Origin of the sequence: Actinoallomurus iriomotensis (assembly GCF_030269445.1) — a bacterium.
Lineage (GTDB): Bacteria > Actinomycetota > Actinomycetes > Streptosporangiales > Streptosporangiaceae > Actinoallomurus > Actinoallomurus iriomotensis.
The window spans coordinates 136,100-152,486 of record NZ_BSTJ01000014.1 but is presented as its reverse complement, the minus strand read 5'-3'; the positions used below and the strand labels follow the sequence as shown (position 1 = coordinate 152,486).

Below are 16,387 nucleotides of genomic sequence, written 5' to 3'. Positions count from 1 at the left end.
TCTTCCACCGGAGAGCGGACCATGGCGGACAGCACCGACGACAAGGCGCCGGCCTATTCGGCGAACGACAAGTGGGCCGAGGCCGTCAACCTGCTCACCGGCTACAAGCTGCCCCCGCGCGGCACGATCTTCAAGGACAAGCTGTACGGCAACGACGACATCCCGCTGATGAAGCTCGAGATCAGCGACTGGGACGTCGAGCCGGACCTGGCCGAGCTGAGCGCCATCAACGCCATGAACTGGCGGACGGAGAACTCCGGCTGGCGCATCGAGAACACCGACTTCGTCGTGCCGTTCTTCAACGGACCGACGAGTGTCGGCTCGACGGTGAACATGCGCAAGGCGCGGATCACTCTGCTGGGCACCACGGGCCACGACGTTCCGGCCGGCGGCGTGACCCACGGCGGCCAGTTCACCGAGCACGGCAGCCACCTCATGCCCGACGGCTTCAAGGGGTGGGACTCCGGGCCGCTCGCCAGCTACAGCTACGGCGGTGGCGTCGCGCTTGAGGCGTTGATGAACGACCCGTACTCCACCTGGGGTTTCTCCTGGAACGACATCCACGTCGATGACGCGAACGCCGTCGACCTGACCGGGTTCGAGCGGGCCGCCGAGGCGTTCGACCGGGCGGCGCGGTTCTTCTATCTCTCCCGCGCCACGATCCAGACCTGGGAGGACCAGCTCGGCGCGGAGGACGCGGCGTGGCGGGGACAGGCCGCCGGTGTCTTCTGGGACATCATCCACCAGCTCGGCGTGACGTACCAGAACTACTCGGACACGCTCCCGCTGGAGTTCATCTTCTCCAAGGCCGGTGACGACCTGCGCCGGGCGAAGCAGGGCGTCTCCAACGCCATCACCAACCTGCACTCGACCTGGAGCACCTGGGCGCTCTACACCGGCAACCCGCTGCGGTGGCTGCACGACATCCTGCTCGAGGTCACCGACGACATCTGGGACAACAACCTCGTCAAGGTCCGCGCCGTGCCGTACGTCTCCGAGTACGTCACCACGTGGTCGAACGAGGTGGCCAGCGAGGGTTTCCGTACCAGCGCCAACAAGAAGAACGGCGGCAGCTACGGCGACCTGAACGACATGAGCACCTGGAAGGCCATCGGCGACGAGGCGGTCAGCCGCTGGCAGCAGTCCGTGGTCGACCAGCTCGGTACGGCCGGCAGCAAGGCGCTCGACGCGGTCAACAACGCCTGGGTCGACCTCAGCAAGACCCTGCAGAAGCTGACGACCCAGAGTGTCAACCTCCAGTCCGACTACCAGGCGGACAAGGCGGCGGCGGAGCAGGACAAGGCCGACAAGGCGGCGGCCGACGCGGCGGCGCACGAGAAGGAGATGGAGGACAAGGCCGACAAGCAGCGGGCCGAGGACCTCGCGCACCAGAAGGAGATGGAGGACAAGGCGGCGGCCGACGCGGCTGCCGCGGCGGCGCATCAGAAGGAGATGGAGGACAAGGCCGACAAGCAGCGGGCCGACGACCTCGCGCACCAGAAGGAGATGGAGGACAAGGCCGAGAAGGAGCGCGAGGAGCAGGAGAAGGAACAGAAGGAGCAGCAGGCCAAACAGGAGCAGCTCCAGAAGGAGCAGGAGGCCAAGCAGGAGCAGCTGCAGAAGGAACAGGAGGCCAAGCAGGAGCAGCTCCAGAAGGAGCAGGAGGCCAAGCAGGCGGAGCAGGAGAAGAAGCAGGAGGAGCTCCAGAAGGAGCAGGAGCAGAAGGCCGAGCAGCAGTACCAGCAGCAGATGGCCATGCAGACGGCCATGCAGAAGCAACAGGAGAAGAAGCAGGAGGAGCAGGAGAAGAAGCAGGAGCAGCTCCAGAAGGAGCAGGAGAAGAAGCAGGAGGAGGCGCAGCAGAAGCAGGAGCAGCTCCAGAAGGAGCAGGAGGCCAAGCAGGAGAAGCTGCAGAAGGAGCAGGAGGCCAAGCAGGAGGAGCAGCAGAAGAAGCAGGAGGAGCAGCAGAAGAAGCAGGAGGAGCTGGCCCAGCAGCAGTACAAGGAGCAGCAGCAGACCCAGGCCGACTACCAGAAGAAGCAGGAAGAGCAGGCCAAGCAGCAGTACGAGCAGCAGCGCAAGGACCAGCAGGACGAGGTCGCGCGGCAGGAGAAGCTCCAGAAGGAGCAGGAGAACAAGGCCCAGCAGCAGTACGACCAGCAGCAGAAGCAGGCCCAGCAACAGGCCGACCAGCAGCAGAAGCAGGCCCAGCAGCAGGCCGACCTGCAGCAGAAGCAGGCCCAGCAGCAGTACGACCAGCAGCAGAAGCTGCTCCACCAGCAGTACCAGCAGTTGCCGGGCGGCGGGACCCCCGAGCAGCAGCACCAACAGCAGCAGTTGCAGCACCTTCAGCAGCTCCAGCAGCAGCAGGACCAGTTCCAGCACCAACTGGAGAACGCCTACAACGGCGGGCAGGTCGGCAGCCAGACCCATCTCAACCCCGACGGAACCGTCACCACCGACTACAGCAACGGCAGCTCGACGACGATCAACCCGCACACGGGACAGGAGACGACGACCCTCCCGGACGGCAGCGTCACGACCGAGCACCTGAGCCCCGGGCACTCCTTCACGAACCCCGACGGCAGCTCGACGACGGTCAACAACGACGGGACCCTCACGACTCACTTCCCGGACGGCAGCGTCACCACGGTCAACCCGCAGACGGGAATGGCCACCACGCACGAGCCGGACGGGAAGACCATCACCACGCCGCTGGGCAACGGGGCCACACTGCCGCACGTCTCAACGCCGAACCTCAATTCGTCCTACGAGCCCGAGCTGCACGACGTGGTGCCGTACGACGGGACGCTGGGCTCCGCGGGCTCCCTGCCGACGGCCCAGCAGCTGGTGCCCGGCAGCTCCGTCAGCCAGTCCGGGAACTACCTGCCGCTGGGTACCCGCATCGACGGGAGCACGACCGGTGGGATGCCGCCGGCCGGCACGCCGATGACGGGCGGCACGCCCATGGGCGGGATGCCGATGGGCGGGATGGGTGGCATGGGCGGCATGGGGGGAGCCGACAAGCAGGGCTCCGGCGAGCGCGTCCGCCAGGTCTACGACGACGACGACATCGTCACCGCCGAGGGCGGTTCCCTCGGCCGGCGGAGCCGCCGCCCGGCCGCCTACGAGACCGAGACCGCGGCGGGCCGGCGCACGCCCACCGCCGCGGGCTACGACCCGTACGCGGGAGACGCCGAACGCGAGCGGACCGAGAGCGGCGAGCGGGAGCGCGAGTCATGGGTGCCCGAGGAGGAGGACGTCTGGGGCACCGACGAGGGCGGCTCACCCGCCGTCATCGGATGACGTACGCCACGGTCACGCGAGGGAGGGAACAGCACGGATGGATCTGAATGAGGAGATGGCGGCGAGGGTCGCCGAGGCGCGGGAGCGCCTCGAGTCGACCAAGGCCGCGGTGGCGCGCGCACGCGCCGAGCTGAACGAGGCGTCCACGACCGTACGGTCCAAGGACCGCTCCGTCGAGGTGACGGTCGGCCCGCAGGGCGAGCTGAAGCGGGTGAAGTTCCTGGACGAGAAGTACCGGACGATGGAGCCGGCGCAGCTGTCCGCGGCCATCGTCGAGGCGGCCGACAAGGGCCGGGCGGTGATGGCCCGCCGGGTGAAGGAGACCTTCTCCGAGATCAGCCGGATGGGCCGGAGCGGCTCGGACCTGCCCGCCTACACCCCCGACTGGGAACAGATCTTCGGGTCGGCGCTGAAGGCGGGGGGCCGCGGGGCCCCATCGCGCCGGGACCGGACGACCCGGAAACTGCACGACGAGATCGTGGAGGATGGCGATGTCTGACAAGTTCCAGGCGAACCCGGACCGGGCCAAGGCGGCCAGGGAGAAGATCCTGGGTCTGGGCGACGAGATCAAGGGCATCAACCAGCGCTTCCTGGACGGGCTGAGCAACGCCGGGGAGGTCCTCGGCCACGACGAGTTCGGCCGGACCGCGTTCACGCAGCTCAACGGACAGAAGCTCCAGTTCAGCCAGGTGCTCGCCGCGTTCGGCCTGGTCCCCGAGGGGTTCGACGAAGCGCTCAACAACCAGAGCAAGTACGTGAAGAAGACCCAGGCGGGGATCGTCGACGCCATCAACGAGTACGGCGCCTACCAGGGTGAGGGCCATCCGGGGAGAGGCGGCCTGACCGGCAAGTAAGCGAGGGTACGGGGTCGTGGGTGACGCGCCGGAAGGGCTGACGTTCAACGAGGACGAACGCAAGCTCTTCCTGTTCCTGATGGGGACGGAGCCGCCGGAGGCTCCTCCCCAGGACGTCTATGCGCTCAGGACGCCGTTCGACAACCTCAACCAGGAGCTGGGCTCGCTCGCGGAGCACTACGCCGGCGTCGTCAGCGACATCGACGGCGCGCTGCCCGACGAGGTCGTCGCGCAGTTCAAGCAGACGTTCGGCGCGTTCCTCGGCGCGAACGGCGGCATCAACCACATCGACCAGATCAGAGAGGCCGCCCAGCAGATGGGCGACCAGGTCGGTGAATGGGCACGGAGCCTCCTGGAGGCCCAGGTCCAGATCATCGCGATGCTGATCGCGTTGATGGTGCAGCTCGCGATCATGACGGCGCTGGCCGCCTTCACCGGCGGCTCGACGCTCGGCGAGGAGGTGGTCGCCGAGCAGACCACGCGTCTCGGCCTCGAGATGATCATGCAGCAGCTCCTGTCGCTCACCCGGTTCATCATGCCGACGGCTCTCCAGGCGGCGATCGGCGCGCTGCTGATGATGGCGGCGAGCCTGGTCGCGTCCTCGATCGACGGCGACCCGCAGGGCCCCCACATCAACTGGAAGTGGGTCGGCGAGGGTGCGCTCGGCGGAGCCCTCGCCGACATCGGCATCCGGGGCATCGGCGGTCTCTTCGACAACCTCATCGGCAACGCCCTCAAGAGCCTCGACAACAAGTTCATCACCGAGCTGACGAACATCACGGGCGACTTCGTCAAGATGGGCGGCGGCGGCGCGATCGCCGGCACGTTCACCCAGGGGCTGATCGACGGCAACTGGCAGGTCCTGCCGATGATGTTCGTCGGCGGCGGCATCGGCGGTGTGGCCTTCGGCGCGGCCGTACGGGGCGCCGCGCTGGGCGGCATGAAGTACCGCATGGCGAAGCTGAACATCGACCCGAACCTCATCCGGCCGATCGACAAGTCAGACCTGCTGACCGACCCGCCGTCGGGCAGGGGTCCGGGCGATTCCCCCGGCGGTGGCGGCCCCAGGGGGACCGTCGACACCTTCAGCCCGCAGAGGGTCATCGACCAGCCGCCACCGGAGGGGCCGGTTCCGGGGCTCAACGGGCCACGGGGCGGCGGGCCGGTGCGTCCCGGACCGGAGCGTCCCGGACCGGGCCTGATCGAACCGCTGCCACACGAGACGCTCGGCGACGAGTCGACCGTCAGCCCCGACCTGGAGAACCCGGCCGCCGTCAACCCCTTCCGGTCACCGTCCGGCGTCGAGGAGAGGCCGCCGGCCCTGCCGAACGTCCCGTCGTCGCGGGTCCCGTTCACCCAGATGCCGCCGAGGCTGGAGGAGAACGGGCCGCCGATCGTGGAAGAGCGGCCGATCACGCCCAGCACGGATCCGCTCACCGGCACCACCCGGACTCCGGGCGTCCTGGGGGGCCGACCGGTGGGCCGGGAGAACCTCCCGCCCGGGGAGACCCCGTTCTCCGAGAACATGCCGGTGCTGGACGAGAACGGCCAGCCCATCGTGCGGCCTCCGGCGCTGGATGAGCACGGCCGGCCCATCGTCGAGCCTCCCGTGCTGGATGAGCACGGCCGGCCCATCGTCGAGCCTCCCCTGTTGGATGAGCACGGCCAGCCCATCGTCGAGCCTCCGGTGCTGGATGAGCACGGCGTGCCCATCGTGGAGCGGCCGGTCACCTCGTCCACGAACCCGGCCGTCACGTCCCGGGGCACCGAGCCCGCGACGACTCCGCTGCCGTCGAACCGGCCGCCGGAGTCGGCCCCGGTGCCCGGGCGCGATGGCGCGGTCCAGGATCGGCCCGTGCCGCCCGCGCGGCCCGTACGCACCGAGTCGGTGACGAACGAGAAGGGTTCCGACGGCACACCGCCGGAGACCGAGCACGAACCGCCCCCGGCCCCCCGCGACACGACGTCGCAGAACCCGCCGCCCGATACGACGTCGCACGACCCGCAGCCGCACGACACCACGTCGCAGGACGACGCCTCGCATGACGACGTCTCGCACGACGGCACGTCGCACGAGGCTCCGCCGGCGCCGCACGACGCGGTCCCGCCGGCGCACCTGGTGTCCGGGCACGAGGACGTCACGCCGAACTTCGTCTTCGACGGCGGCGACCATGCCGCCCAGCAGCGCCTGGAGACCGGCCGGGACGACCAGGTACGCCGTTACACCGAGCGGCTGGAGAACGAGGACCGCCGGTACTGGCGGCAGCGCGACGCCGACCAGCGTCTCGACGCCGCCGTCTCCGCGTACCGCGCGTCCAACACGCACGGCGTGCCCCCGGAGGGCCCCCGCCCCGACCCGGCCACGCTGGTCCGCGCGGCCGGCCTGCCCACGCACCTGGACGCCCTGGTCCTGTCGGCGTACCGCGACGCCGTCGCCGAGCACGAGGCCGCCCCGCGCACCACCCGCACCACGCGGACGACCGGCGGTGAGGGCACGGATGGTCGCACGGATGGGCCCCCGTCCCTCCAGCAGCGCCTCGCGGGCAAGCTGGAGACGGTGTTCGAGGCCACCGGGCACGACGGGTCGGCCCCCCGCACCGCCGAGATCCTCCTCGGCTCCGACCCGCGCGTGGACCCGGCGGCGCTGGTCCGCTCGACCGGGGTGCCCGAGCACCTCGCCGACGACGCCACCACGGTGTACCGGGCGGTCCGCACCGAGTCCGGCACCCTCACCGAGGACAACGACGCGGCCTTCACCACGCGGCTGACCGAGGCGCTCGAATCCCGGCTGCCCGAGCCGGAGGCGGGCCCCCGTCCGAACGCCCGTACGCTGGCCGAAGGGCTGGTGCGGGAGCAGGCGCGAGTCGACGCCGACACGTCGCGACCGTGGACCGAACAGGTCCGGCAGCGGTTCGACGGCCGCTGGCAGGAGCTGTTCCAGCGGCACCTGGACGGCGAGCTGACCGGGCTGGAGTTCGAGCGGCGCTTCGACGATCTGGTCGACGGGCTGAACGACGAGCTGGAGCTGGAAGCGGCGGTGCGCTCGGCCCGCTCCAGCGCGGAGACCGACTTCGACCTTTCCCGCCTCACCGCGTCGCACTCGCCGGTCGCCGCCGCCCGGCTGCGGGCGCGGTTCGGCGACGCCGTCGAGTCCGAGGTTCGCCGGATCGCCGAGCGGCTCGGCATGCGCGGCGAGCGGGTCGACCCGCAGGTGTGGGATCGGTTCCACGCCGAAGCCGACCAGCGGGTCTACGACCTGGTACGGGGCATGCGCACCCGCATGGCCCTCGAAACCGCCGCGGACGAGCACTTCGGCCGCCTCCTGGAGCAGGCGGGCCTGGACCGCGCCGCTCCCGAGGCCCGTACGCTCCGCGCGGAGTACGACGCGGAGTTCGCGGCCCGCACGCGGACCCTGCCGGGCGGCGCCGAGACCCGGACACTGCGCCTGGACGACTACGAACGCCGCGCCGCGGAGCTGGACCCCCAGCTGCGCGACCTGGACGAGCGCTGGGCCGCCCGGCTGCGCGCCAAGTCCGCCGAGGACGCCCTGCTCGCCCGCGCGGAAGAGGACATGGGGCGGTACGAGATCGACTGGCGGGAACAGTCCGGGCGGACCGGCGAGGTGGACCACGCCCCGGTGCTCGCGGAGCTGCGCGACGACCTGCGCGCGGAGTCCCGCCGCCTCCTCGGCGGACGCGACACGTGGGAGCTGACCGCCCGCGAGTGGGACGAACACGCCGCCGCGCTGACCACGGCGTTCGAACGCCTGGCCGCGGAGATGCCCGCGCGGTTCGACGAGTACGCCGGCCGCGCCGCCGCGCTCCGCCGGGTGGAGCAGGCCCTGACGGGCCTGGAGGCTCCGGCCGAGCACGTCGAGCGGGTCGAGGCGGACTTCCGCGAGGCGGTGACCGAGGCGCACAAAGCGGTGGTCGGGCGGCCCGAGGACGGCGTCTGGTCGCCGGAGGAGCTGGCCCTGCGGGAGGCCGCGTTCGACCGGGAGTACTTCCAGCCGTACCTCGCGTCGCTGAACGACCGGCTCGCGTTCGAGGCCGGCCTGGACCGCGCGATGGGCGACGGCGGGTCCCGGTTCCACGAGATGACCAGCGAGGCGAGCGAGCTGACCGGCCAGGCGAGGCGACGGTACGCCATGGCCGACCGGACGTTCGAGTCGATGGCGAACGACTTCCGGGCCGAGTGGGCGACGCTCTTCCACGAGGCCCACGGCGTGGGCCGGGACCTGCCCGCGATGCTGGCGCGCGAGCAGGAGACCGGCGACGTCTTCGGCACCACCCTGCGGGACGCCTGGACGCGCTTCCAGGCCGAGGTGGACGCGCCGCGCGTGGCGCGGCTGCGCGCACAGGCGGAGGCCGAGCACGAGGCGTGGCGGCAGCAGCTCGCCGAGACGATGGGCCGGCTGACGCGCCGGGCCTCGGTGCTGGAGTCCCTGGAGAACGGGTTCGAGGAGGGGCACCCGCCGCTGACGTTCCCGGCGGCGCGGAACGAGTACCAGGAGGGGCTCCAGACGCTCCGGCGGAACCTCGCCGACGGCTGGGACCGCGCGGTGACCGACGAGGAGCGCGCGGCGCTCGTCGACACGGCGCGGACCGGCGTCGCCGAGCTCCGCGCGCGGGCCGTGGAGCGCGAGGCGGCCTACCGGGAGTGGAGCGAGAACCCCGAGTGGACGCTGGACTTCGGGCGGCTCGGCATCACCCGCACACCGGTCGAGGCGTACGAGCACCGGACCGGGACGGACGAGATCGAGCCGGAGCCGGTCACCCCGGAGAGCGCGCGCCCCAAGACCGTGTCGGACGGCCCGCACGATCCTCCGCCGCGCGACCCGGAGGACCGGCGGCCGTATGTGGAGGACGCCCCGGACGAGGGCGAGAAGCCGCCGCTGCCCGGCGAGGACGCGGAGATTCTGCTCCTCGAGACCGAGACGCCTCCCGCGTCGCGCTCCGCGCGGATGGTCGAGGCGGAGAACCGGGTCCGTGAGGAGCTCGCCGCCCTGCGCGCCGAGATCGCCACCCGCGACGAGGCGTACCTGGAGTTCGAGCGGCGTGTGGCCGCCCGCCCGGGCGACGCCCGCCTGCCGCTGGAAGAGGAAGGCGCGCTCCGCGAGTGGTTCGCCGACCAGTGGGCGGGCGGCGAGGACCGTACGGCGCTGGGCCAGGAGCTGATCCGGCGACTGGATCAGGCGCACGCGGCGGTCGAGGCCGGTGCGGCGTTCGACCGGGAGGTGGCCGGCGGCGGCCGGTGGCGGCCGTGGGGAGGCCGGGAGGACGCCTTCACGCAGTCTCCTCAGGTGCGGGAGCTGCGCGAACGCTTCGTCCGCGAGCTGAGCGAGTCCTCGCTCGGCGAGACCGAACGTGCCGGGCTGGTCGAGCGGCTGCGCGAGGAGTATCGGCAGGCGCGGAGCGAATGGCGGCAGCAGACCGCCGCGAACCGCGCCTTCGAGGCCGCGCTCACCGTGAACGGCCCGGAGGGCCGCGTCGACCTGGGCCAGAGCCGGCACGAATGGGACAACCTGACCCGCCGCTGGCACGAGGAGGAGCTGACCCGCCTCCGGGAGCGCTACACCGACGAGCGCGCGGCGCTGTCCGACCCGTCCGCGCCCGAGGCGGCCCAGCTGACCGAGAGCGTCCGGCAGGAGGCCCAGCGGCTCAACGCCCAGGCCCGGCCGATCGCCGACCTGGGCCGCCGCCTGGAGCAGGTCGCGGAGAGTCGCGAACCGTCCCCCGACTGGTCGCCGGAGATCCAGTCCTGGTACCGGCGCGAGCGGACCGAGCTCACCCGGCAGACGATGGACCTCGTACGCGACCGGCCGTTCGACACGAAGCTGCGCGCCCGGCTGGAGTCGGACTACACGCGCAGGCTCAACGCCCTGAACGAGGTCGCGCGCGGCCGGGAGCTGGCCCGTCAGGAGTTCGCCGGCCTGTCCGTCGCGCGGGAGGCCGGGCAGGCGAAGATGCGCTCCCACCAGACGGTCGCGTGGGCGAACCAGCGGATCGAGCAGATCCGCAGCGCGTACGTCGAGGAGCAGCTCGCCGACAACGCGCTCCGCGGGGCCGAGGAGCAGGGCCGGGAGTTCGTCCCCGCGCCGCCGGAGACCGCGCCCGGCGACTGGCGCGGGCACGCGTGGCGGTCGACGCAGACGCGGCTGTTCGACCGGTACGAGGAGCTGTTCGCCGAGCACGACGAAGAGCTCGCCGGCCTGCCCGAGACCACCGTGACCGCCGAGGACCGGGCGGCCTTCGAGGAGAAGGTCGAGTCCTGGCTGCTGACCAATCCGCGGGCGAAGGACCACCCCTCCTTCACCCAGATCAAGGATCGGATGGAGGCGGACTTCGAACGCCGGCTCCTGGCCGGCGACCGGGGGCGGCAGGAGGTCATCGACGAGCTCCCCGGCGAGCTGGACCTGGAGGCGGCCCGGCAGATCGCGCTCCGCCACGGCCAGACCGCCTTCGACCGGAAGTTCGGCCTGTGGCAGCGCCGGGTCGGCTCTCCGGAGCACTCCCTGCCGTTCGAGCTGACCGGCTCGGTCGCCGAGACCGTACGCGAGCGGGAGTGGGTGGAGTTCGAACGGCGCTGGGACGACGCCGTACGGGAGGTCTTCCGGCAGGTCTCCGACATCCGCGAGGACCTGGCGGCGCGCCGTCGCGAGGCCGCCCTCCGGCTGGACGAGCTGACCAAGGACCTGTTCGACGCGTTCGACCGGCGGGCCGGTCTCGCCTCCGAGCAGGAGCGGTTCGCCGAGCTGTACGAGGCGCGGGCCGGGTCGTTCAAGGACGACCTGTCCGACGCGGACCGCGCCCTCCTGGACGGGTTCGCGACCCGGGACGCCACGCCCTCCGACCCGGGCCGCCGGCAGGTGCTGCACGACGGTCTGGAGACGCTCCAGAAGGGCTACGACCGGCACTTCCCGGCCGGCGAGCCGGTCACCGAGGAGGCGGTGACGCGGTGGCGGGAGACCTTCGACAAGACGGTCGAGTCCCTGCCGTCCCGGCTCGCGGAGCAGACCGCGCGCGAGGCCGCGCTCCAGCGCTCCTTCCGGGACCTGGAGACCCGGCACGCGGCGTGGGAGAACGACCCGGGGCTGACCGAGGAGTTCCGTGAGCGGTTCGGCCTCCAGCACGGCGTCACGCTGGCCAGGGGGACGCTGTCGTCGATGCAGACCGCCCTCGGCCGTTCGGTCAACGACCACTTCGGCACGCTGTTCACCGGGGCGCAGGACAAGAGCCTGTCCGCCCGGCTCGAAGAGTGGCGCGCGTGGTACGACGAGGCCGCCGGCGCCGACCGGCTGAACGTCTGGCTCTCGGTGGAGACGGCGCGCCAGGGCGTGACCGGCAAGGCCGAGCAGATCTTCGCGGAGCAGTCCGCGCGCTGGCAGGCTGAGAACCCGGACCGGCGGCTGTCCGAGGACGACCTGGCGCGGGCCCGGTCGGGCCTGGTGGAGCGCATGCTCAACGCCTACGACGGCGTCTTCGGTCTCGGGCTGAAGAAGACGGAGGAACTGGACGCCCGCACGTGGGTGTGGGACCAGCGCGTGGAACGCCTGACCGCAGACCTGCCCGCCCACCTCTCCTTCGAGGCGGTGGCCCCGCCCGCCCTGAAGGGAATGGGCCGGTCGTTCCACACGATCAGCGAGGGCCACCGTACGGACGACGAGGTGTGGCTGAACCACACCGCCGAGGCGTTCCACGAGGAGGCGTTCGACGAGTTCCGCGTGCTGTTCGCCCCGCGGGACCTGTCCGCGTCCTGGTCGGAGCAGGAGACGGCCACCACCAACGCGTTCTCGGCCGGCCGCGAGGAGGCCGCCACCGAGGCCGCCGCGCTGGCCGAGGCGTCCACGCTGGCCGAGACGGTGACGCTCTCCGAGGCTTCCACGCTGAACGAGACCTCCCCGCCCGCGGAGACGCCCGCGTCCACCGAGGTGACGGGGCTGGCCCCGGACCGCGTGCTGTGGGCCGACGTGCGGACCGCGCTGAGGGGCCGCCGCCTGCCCGTCGACGACGAGGCGGCGCGGACCCTGCGGGCCGAGCTGCCGGAGAAGTACGCGGCGCTGTCCCCGAGAGAGCGGAGTCACACGCGGTCGGCCGCTGAGGCGATCGTGCTGAACCACCTCAAGAGCCTGGTGAAGCCCGACCAGCGGGTGGGGCTCATGGGCGCGGGGTCGGCGAAGGAGAAGGAGTTCTGGGCGGTCCTCGCGCATCCGGATCTGGAGGACGCCACCACGATGGGCAGCGTGGTGCTGGCCAGGGGTCCGCACGGCGCCACGTTGTCCGTCGAGCTCAAAAAGGTCTACATGGGGCCGGGCGACCGCCTCTACCGGTTCGAGGACGACGCGGTGAAGGCGGGGGGCAGCGGCCTCCTCAAGCCCGCCGCGATCGTCGAGATCGACACCGGGGTGATGCGCGACCACCCGGGCGAGAGCTACGCCCACCCGGAGCACGTGTACCGGACGGAGGTGGCGTTCGAGAACGCGTTCAACGCCCTCACCGGCACGCCCGGCGACCGGCCCTCTCTTCCGCTGGAGCGGTTCATCCCGGAGGACTGGACGCTCACCGAGGAGGGCGCGGGCTGGCTGGTCGGGCCGCCGCCGGTCGGCGCCCCCGGTGGCTCGCACGACCAGTACAACGTGGGCGTCTGGCCGTCGGCGATCTACCGCCTGATGACCGAACACGTGGCCGAGAGGACCTGGCGCGACCTGACGGACGGGTACCTCACGCGCGACCACCTGGACGACGCGCGGGACTTCGCGAACGACGTCGCGGCCAGGATGTTCGCCTTCGAGACCCTGGGCTACGTCCCCGCGGACCTGTCGGTCGTCCGCCCCTACCTGGACGTGCCCGACCTCGCGTTGCAGGAACTGCGCTCCCACGCCTTCACGGAGTACGTGCTCGCGGCCATGGCGCTGAACCGGGACATCCACCTCGGACTCCGGAAGGCCCACGCCGCCTACCTCATCCGGCACGAGACCGACGCGCGGTTCAAGGAGCTGCCGGAACGCGCGCACATGTTCCTCCCGCGGGACCGGGCGGCCTTCCGGGCGCTCCTGGAGGAGAGGTTCCGGAACCGGGTCCCGGACTACGACGAGCAGTACCTGGAGTTCAACGAGATCTCCGTCCCGGACGAGGGACTGATGGCGGTGGGCGACGACTCCGTCGGCGACTACCTGGACACCGCGATCCTCGGCAAGTCGGGCGTCAAGCTGGCCGACTTCGCCAACACCAACGTCCTGGACAAGTTCGACACGAACGGCGGGCCGCTCGCCAAGGCCGTGCTGGAGATCCGTTACTACGGGCAGCTGATGACGGACGCGGCGACGTCGCAGAAGTATCACCAGGCCCTGACGGACGCGGTGCGGGAGCTGGGCCCCTGGGTCGAGCGGCTGCACAACCCCTCGCCCGAGGACCTGGCGGCGATCGAGGCGGCGCGGGCGGAGCTGCGGCGGCTGGCACCACCCCGTGGAGACGAGCCCGAGCTGGAGCCGGCCGAGTTCTTCGACCCCGTCTACCACGACGACGCGTGGCCGATGGCGCGCGAGCGGTACGAGCGGACTCTCGCCGCGCGGCTGGCCGCGCACCAAGGGTCGTTCGCGGTCACGCGGTCCGCCGTCGGCGGGCTGTTCCAGCGGCTGTCGGGCGAGCTCAGGCGTGACGTCACCCCGCTGTTCGGCACGAGCGAGCGGCCGCTCGGATCGGCGCACGACCTGCGGACCCTGGCCGAGGACCGGTCGGCGGAGGGCCTGGCCGCCCGGATGGACGCCTTCACCGCCGCGATCCGGCGCGCCGCCGAGGCGGGCGTCGAGGGCTTCTCCCGCCGCTCGCCCGGCGAGCGGCCCGCCTGGTGGCGGAGCTGGATGGAGGAGACGCGCGGCTACCGGCTGAACGACACGGCACCGGGCTTCGAACTGCCGTTCTCCGTCTACCGGAGCCTCGCGCCGGCCTCCGACGACGGCCGCGGCATCCTCGCCGCGATGATCGCCTGGCAGGTGCCGAAGGGCGCGTCGCTGTTCGACGTCGTGCTCGGCTGGTGGCGGGCCGGGTACGGCGGCGAGCCGGTGCGCGAGGCGCTGTTCAGCGAGGCGTCGGAGCTGTACGAGTGGGCCGACCGTACGCTCAACCCCCGTGCCGGCGTGACGAACCCGCAGGCCCTCCAGGCGCTGACGCCGCCGCACCTCCTCGGGTACGACCGGCTGGTGAACCCGCGGGTGCCCGAGGGCCTGGTTCCGGCGGCCGCGCAGATGCGGCTGACGCGCCGCGAGGCCGCCGCCCTGCTGGCGTTCGGCGGCCTGCCGCCCGAGGGCGACGGCACCGCCTTGACCGATCTTCAGTGGGTCGTCGCCCGCCGGGCTGCCCTGCGCCTCCCCGCCGCGGAACAGTGGGCCTGGACCGCGATGTGGCAGCGAGGAGACCCGGCGTCGTTCCCCCGGACGGCGGCGGGACTGCCCATGACGTTGCCCCCGATCGTGCGCGTGTGGGGGTCCCCGGCGGAGGCCGTGGCGCACGTCCGGCCCGAGGGACCGGGCTGGATGGTCCTGGCCCGGGTGCGCCACACCGTCCACGACGCGGGCGCGTTCGGACCGGCCAGCGGTCAGGGCCGGGTGCGCTACCTCGTGGACGGCGGCACGTTCGACGTCACCGCGGTGCGCACCGCCGCCGACACGTTGGCGGTCGAGCTGACGCTCGGCACCGCGGCGGGCGAGCTCCTGGAGGCGCAGCTACGGGACGAGGACGAGGAACAGTACGGGACCCTCTTCCTCCGGACCGAGGACTGGGTGCGGCTGGCGCCGCTGTTCCGGCGCGCGGCCACCGACGTTGTCGCCTGGGACCAGGACGCGAACGGGGAACTGCTCACGGCGCGGTTCACGACGCCGTTCGCGGACCCGGCGAGGACGTGGGTGTACGGCGGGTACGGCGACGCGATCGGATCGCCCGCGGTCTACGCCGCCCAGCACGCGGAGCGGCTGGCGGAGGAGGGCTACACCGATCTGCTACTGCTGGCCGACGTCCGTTACTCCGCACTGGAATCGCACACGCTGGCGCGACTGGCGCGGGACCACGGTCTGCGCATCCACACCGCCCCGCTGGCGCTGGTACCCGGCGGCGACGGCGAACCGGCGGTGTTCCACCTGCCGATCGACGCGCAGGGCCGGTCGGCACCCTGGGTGACGTACCTGCCGGAGGGCGGCGAGTTCCGGCCGGCGGAGGCGATCGAGACCTGGACGCACGCGGGCCCGGAGGCCTATCCGGACCCGGCCCACCTCGAGTTGCACGGCGGCGGTCTGCGCGGAGGGTCGCGCGACACCGGCGTGGACCCGCTGGCGGCACACTGGCCGATCGGCCGGGAGCTGACCGTCGGTGAGCGGCGTTTCGGGGACGTCACGACCGTGCCGGCCCACGAGGTGCCGATGCCCCCGGCGGGCAAGTCGGCGGAGCGGTGGTTCACCTACTCGCGGACGTTGGAGTCGCGTTCGACGCCGCTGACCTACCAGGTCGGTGAGCTGGGCGGGATCCGGCTCCCCGACGGCCGGATGCTCTCGGCGGACGGCTGGCGACGGTTCGGCGACGACTTCTTCCACGAGCCGACGGGCGCCTTCCTCCGGGGCGACAGCGGCTGGATCGGCCAGGTCGCCAACGCCGACGAGCTGCGGGGGCTGCTGGCCGTACCAGAGACGGAGGCCGCGCCGTACACCCTCGTCGGTGGGCCGACGGACATGTATCTCGTGCCGGAAGACGACGGAGACGCGGTCCGCATCTCCCTGACCGGCTCCCGCCCCATGGAGCTGTCCACCGAGCCGGCCTCGGCCGGCCAGGGCCCGGATCAGGCCGTCGTCTACCACGAGGAACTCCTGCGGCGGCTGTCCTTCGAGGAGCAGGCCGCCCGTGACCCCCTGGCCGAGCCGGTCGACGCGCTCCTGTCCTCCGTCTACAGCCTGGCCTCCGAAGGCGGGGTGTACGAGCGTGCCGTGGGCCGGGTGCCGGCGGCGGACCCCGAGGTGATCCGGGCCGCTCGCGACGCCGCCCACCGCCTGTTCGACGCCCTCGCCCGGCGCGTCGGGCCCGAGGAGGCAGCGGCCGGCTTCTCCACGTATCCGGCGGAGGAGCTGGAACGCCTGCTCGGCGGCGACTCGGAGTGGGGCGTCCACGAGGTCATGACCGCCTTCCACCAGGCGGTTCATCACCACCACGAGACTCTGGTCGGGATGCGGGAGGAGCCGGCTCCGC

At 72.0% G+C, this 16,387-nt stretch carries 4 protein-coding genes (1 of these 4 only partly in view); all 4 read left to right on the top strand.

What is annotated here, in order from left to right; translation table 11 throughout:
- Positions 1 to 21: 21 nt before the first annotated feature.
- Tightly spaced (at most 37 nt apart), the 4 genes in view from QSK37_RS42750 to QSK37_RS42735 form a layout consistent with a single transcriptional unit that may run on beyond the window.
- Positions 22 to 3,306: an AAWKG family protein gene (locus QSK37_RS42750; protein ID WP_285633101.1), complete on the top strand. Its 3,285-nt coding sequence runs from the start codon at positions 22 to 24 to the stop codon at positions 3,304 to 3,306.
- A 37-nt stretch (positions 3,307 to 3,343) separates the two neighbouring features.
- On the top strand, positions 3,344 to 3,805 hold the full coding sequence (locus tag QSK37_RS42745) for a YbaB/EbfC family nucleoid-associated protein (protein WP_285633100.1): 462 nt from the start codon (positions 3,344 to 3,346) through the stop codon (positions 3,803 to 3,805).
- The gene (locus QSK37_RS42740; protein WP_285633099.1) at positions 3,798 to 4,160 is read left to right on the top strand and encodes a hypothetical protein; all 363 of its coding nucleotides are present in this window, start codon (positions 3,798 to 3,800) and stop codon (positions 4,158 to 4,160) included. Before QSK37_RS42745 ends, QSK37_RS42740 begins: the two co-directional genes overlap by 8 nt.
- Positions 4,161 to 4,176: 16 nt before the next feature.
- Positions 4,177 to 16,387, top strand: the 5' portion of a protein-coding gene (locus QSK37_RS42735; protein ID WP_285633098.1) for a scabin-related ADP-ribosyltransferase. Its footprint extends 64,319 nt past the window's final position; 12,211 of the gene's 76,530 nt are visible here — the first part of the coding sequence; its start codon is at positions 4,177 to 4,179; the stop codon falls past the right edge of the window.

What these genes read in the sequence shown, in the direction of transcription:
- QSK37_RS42750 (WP_285633101.1), top strand. Translation starts at nt 22, where the DNA reads ATGGCGGACAGCACCGACGACAAGGCGCCGGCCTATTCGGCGAACGAC.
- QSK37_RS42745 (WP_285633100.1), top strand. Translation starts at nt 3,344, where the DNA reads ATGGATCTGAATGAGGAGATGGCGGCGAGGGTCGCCGAGGCGCGGGAG.
- QSK37_RS42740 (WP_285633099.1), top strand. Translation starts at nt 3,798, where the DNA reads ATGTCTGACAAGTTCCAGGCGAACCCGGACCGGGCCAAGGCGGCCAGG.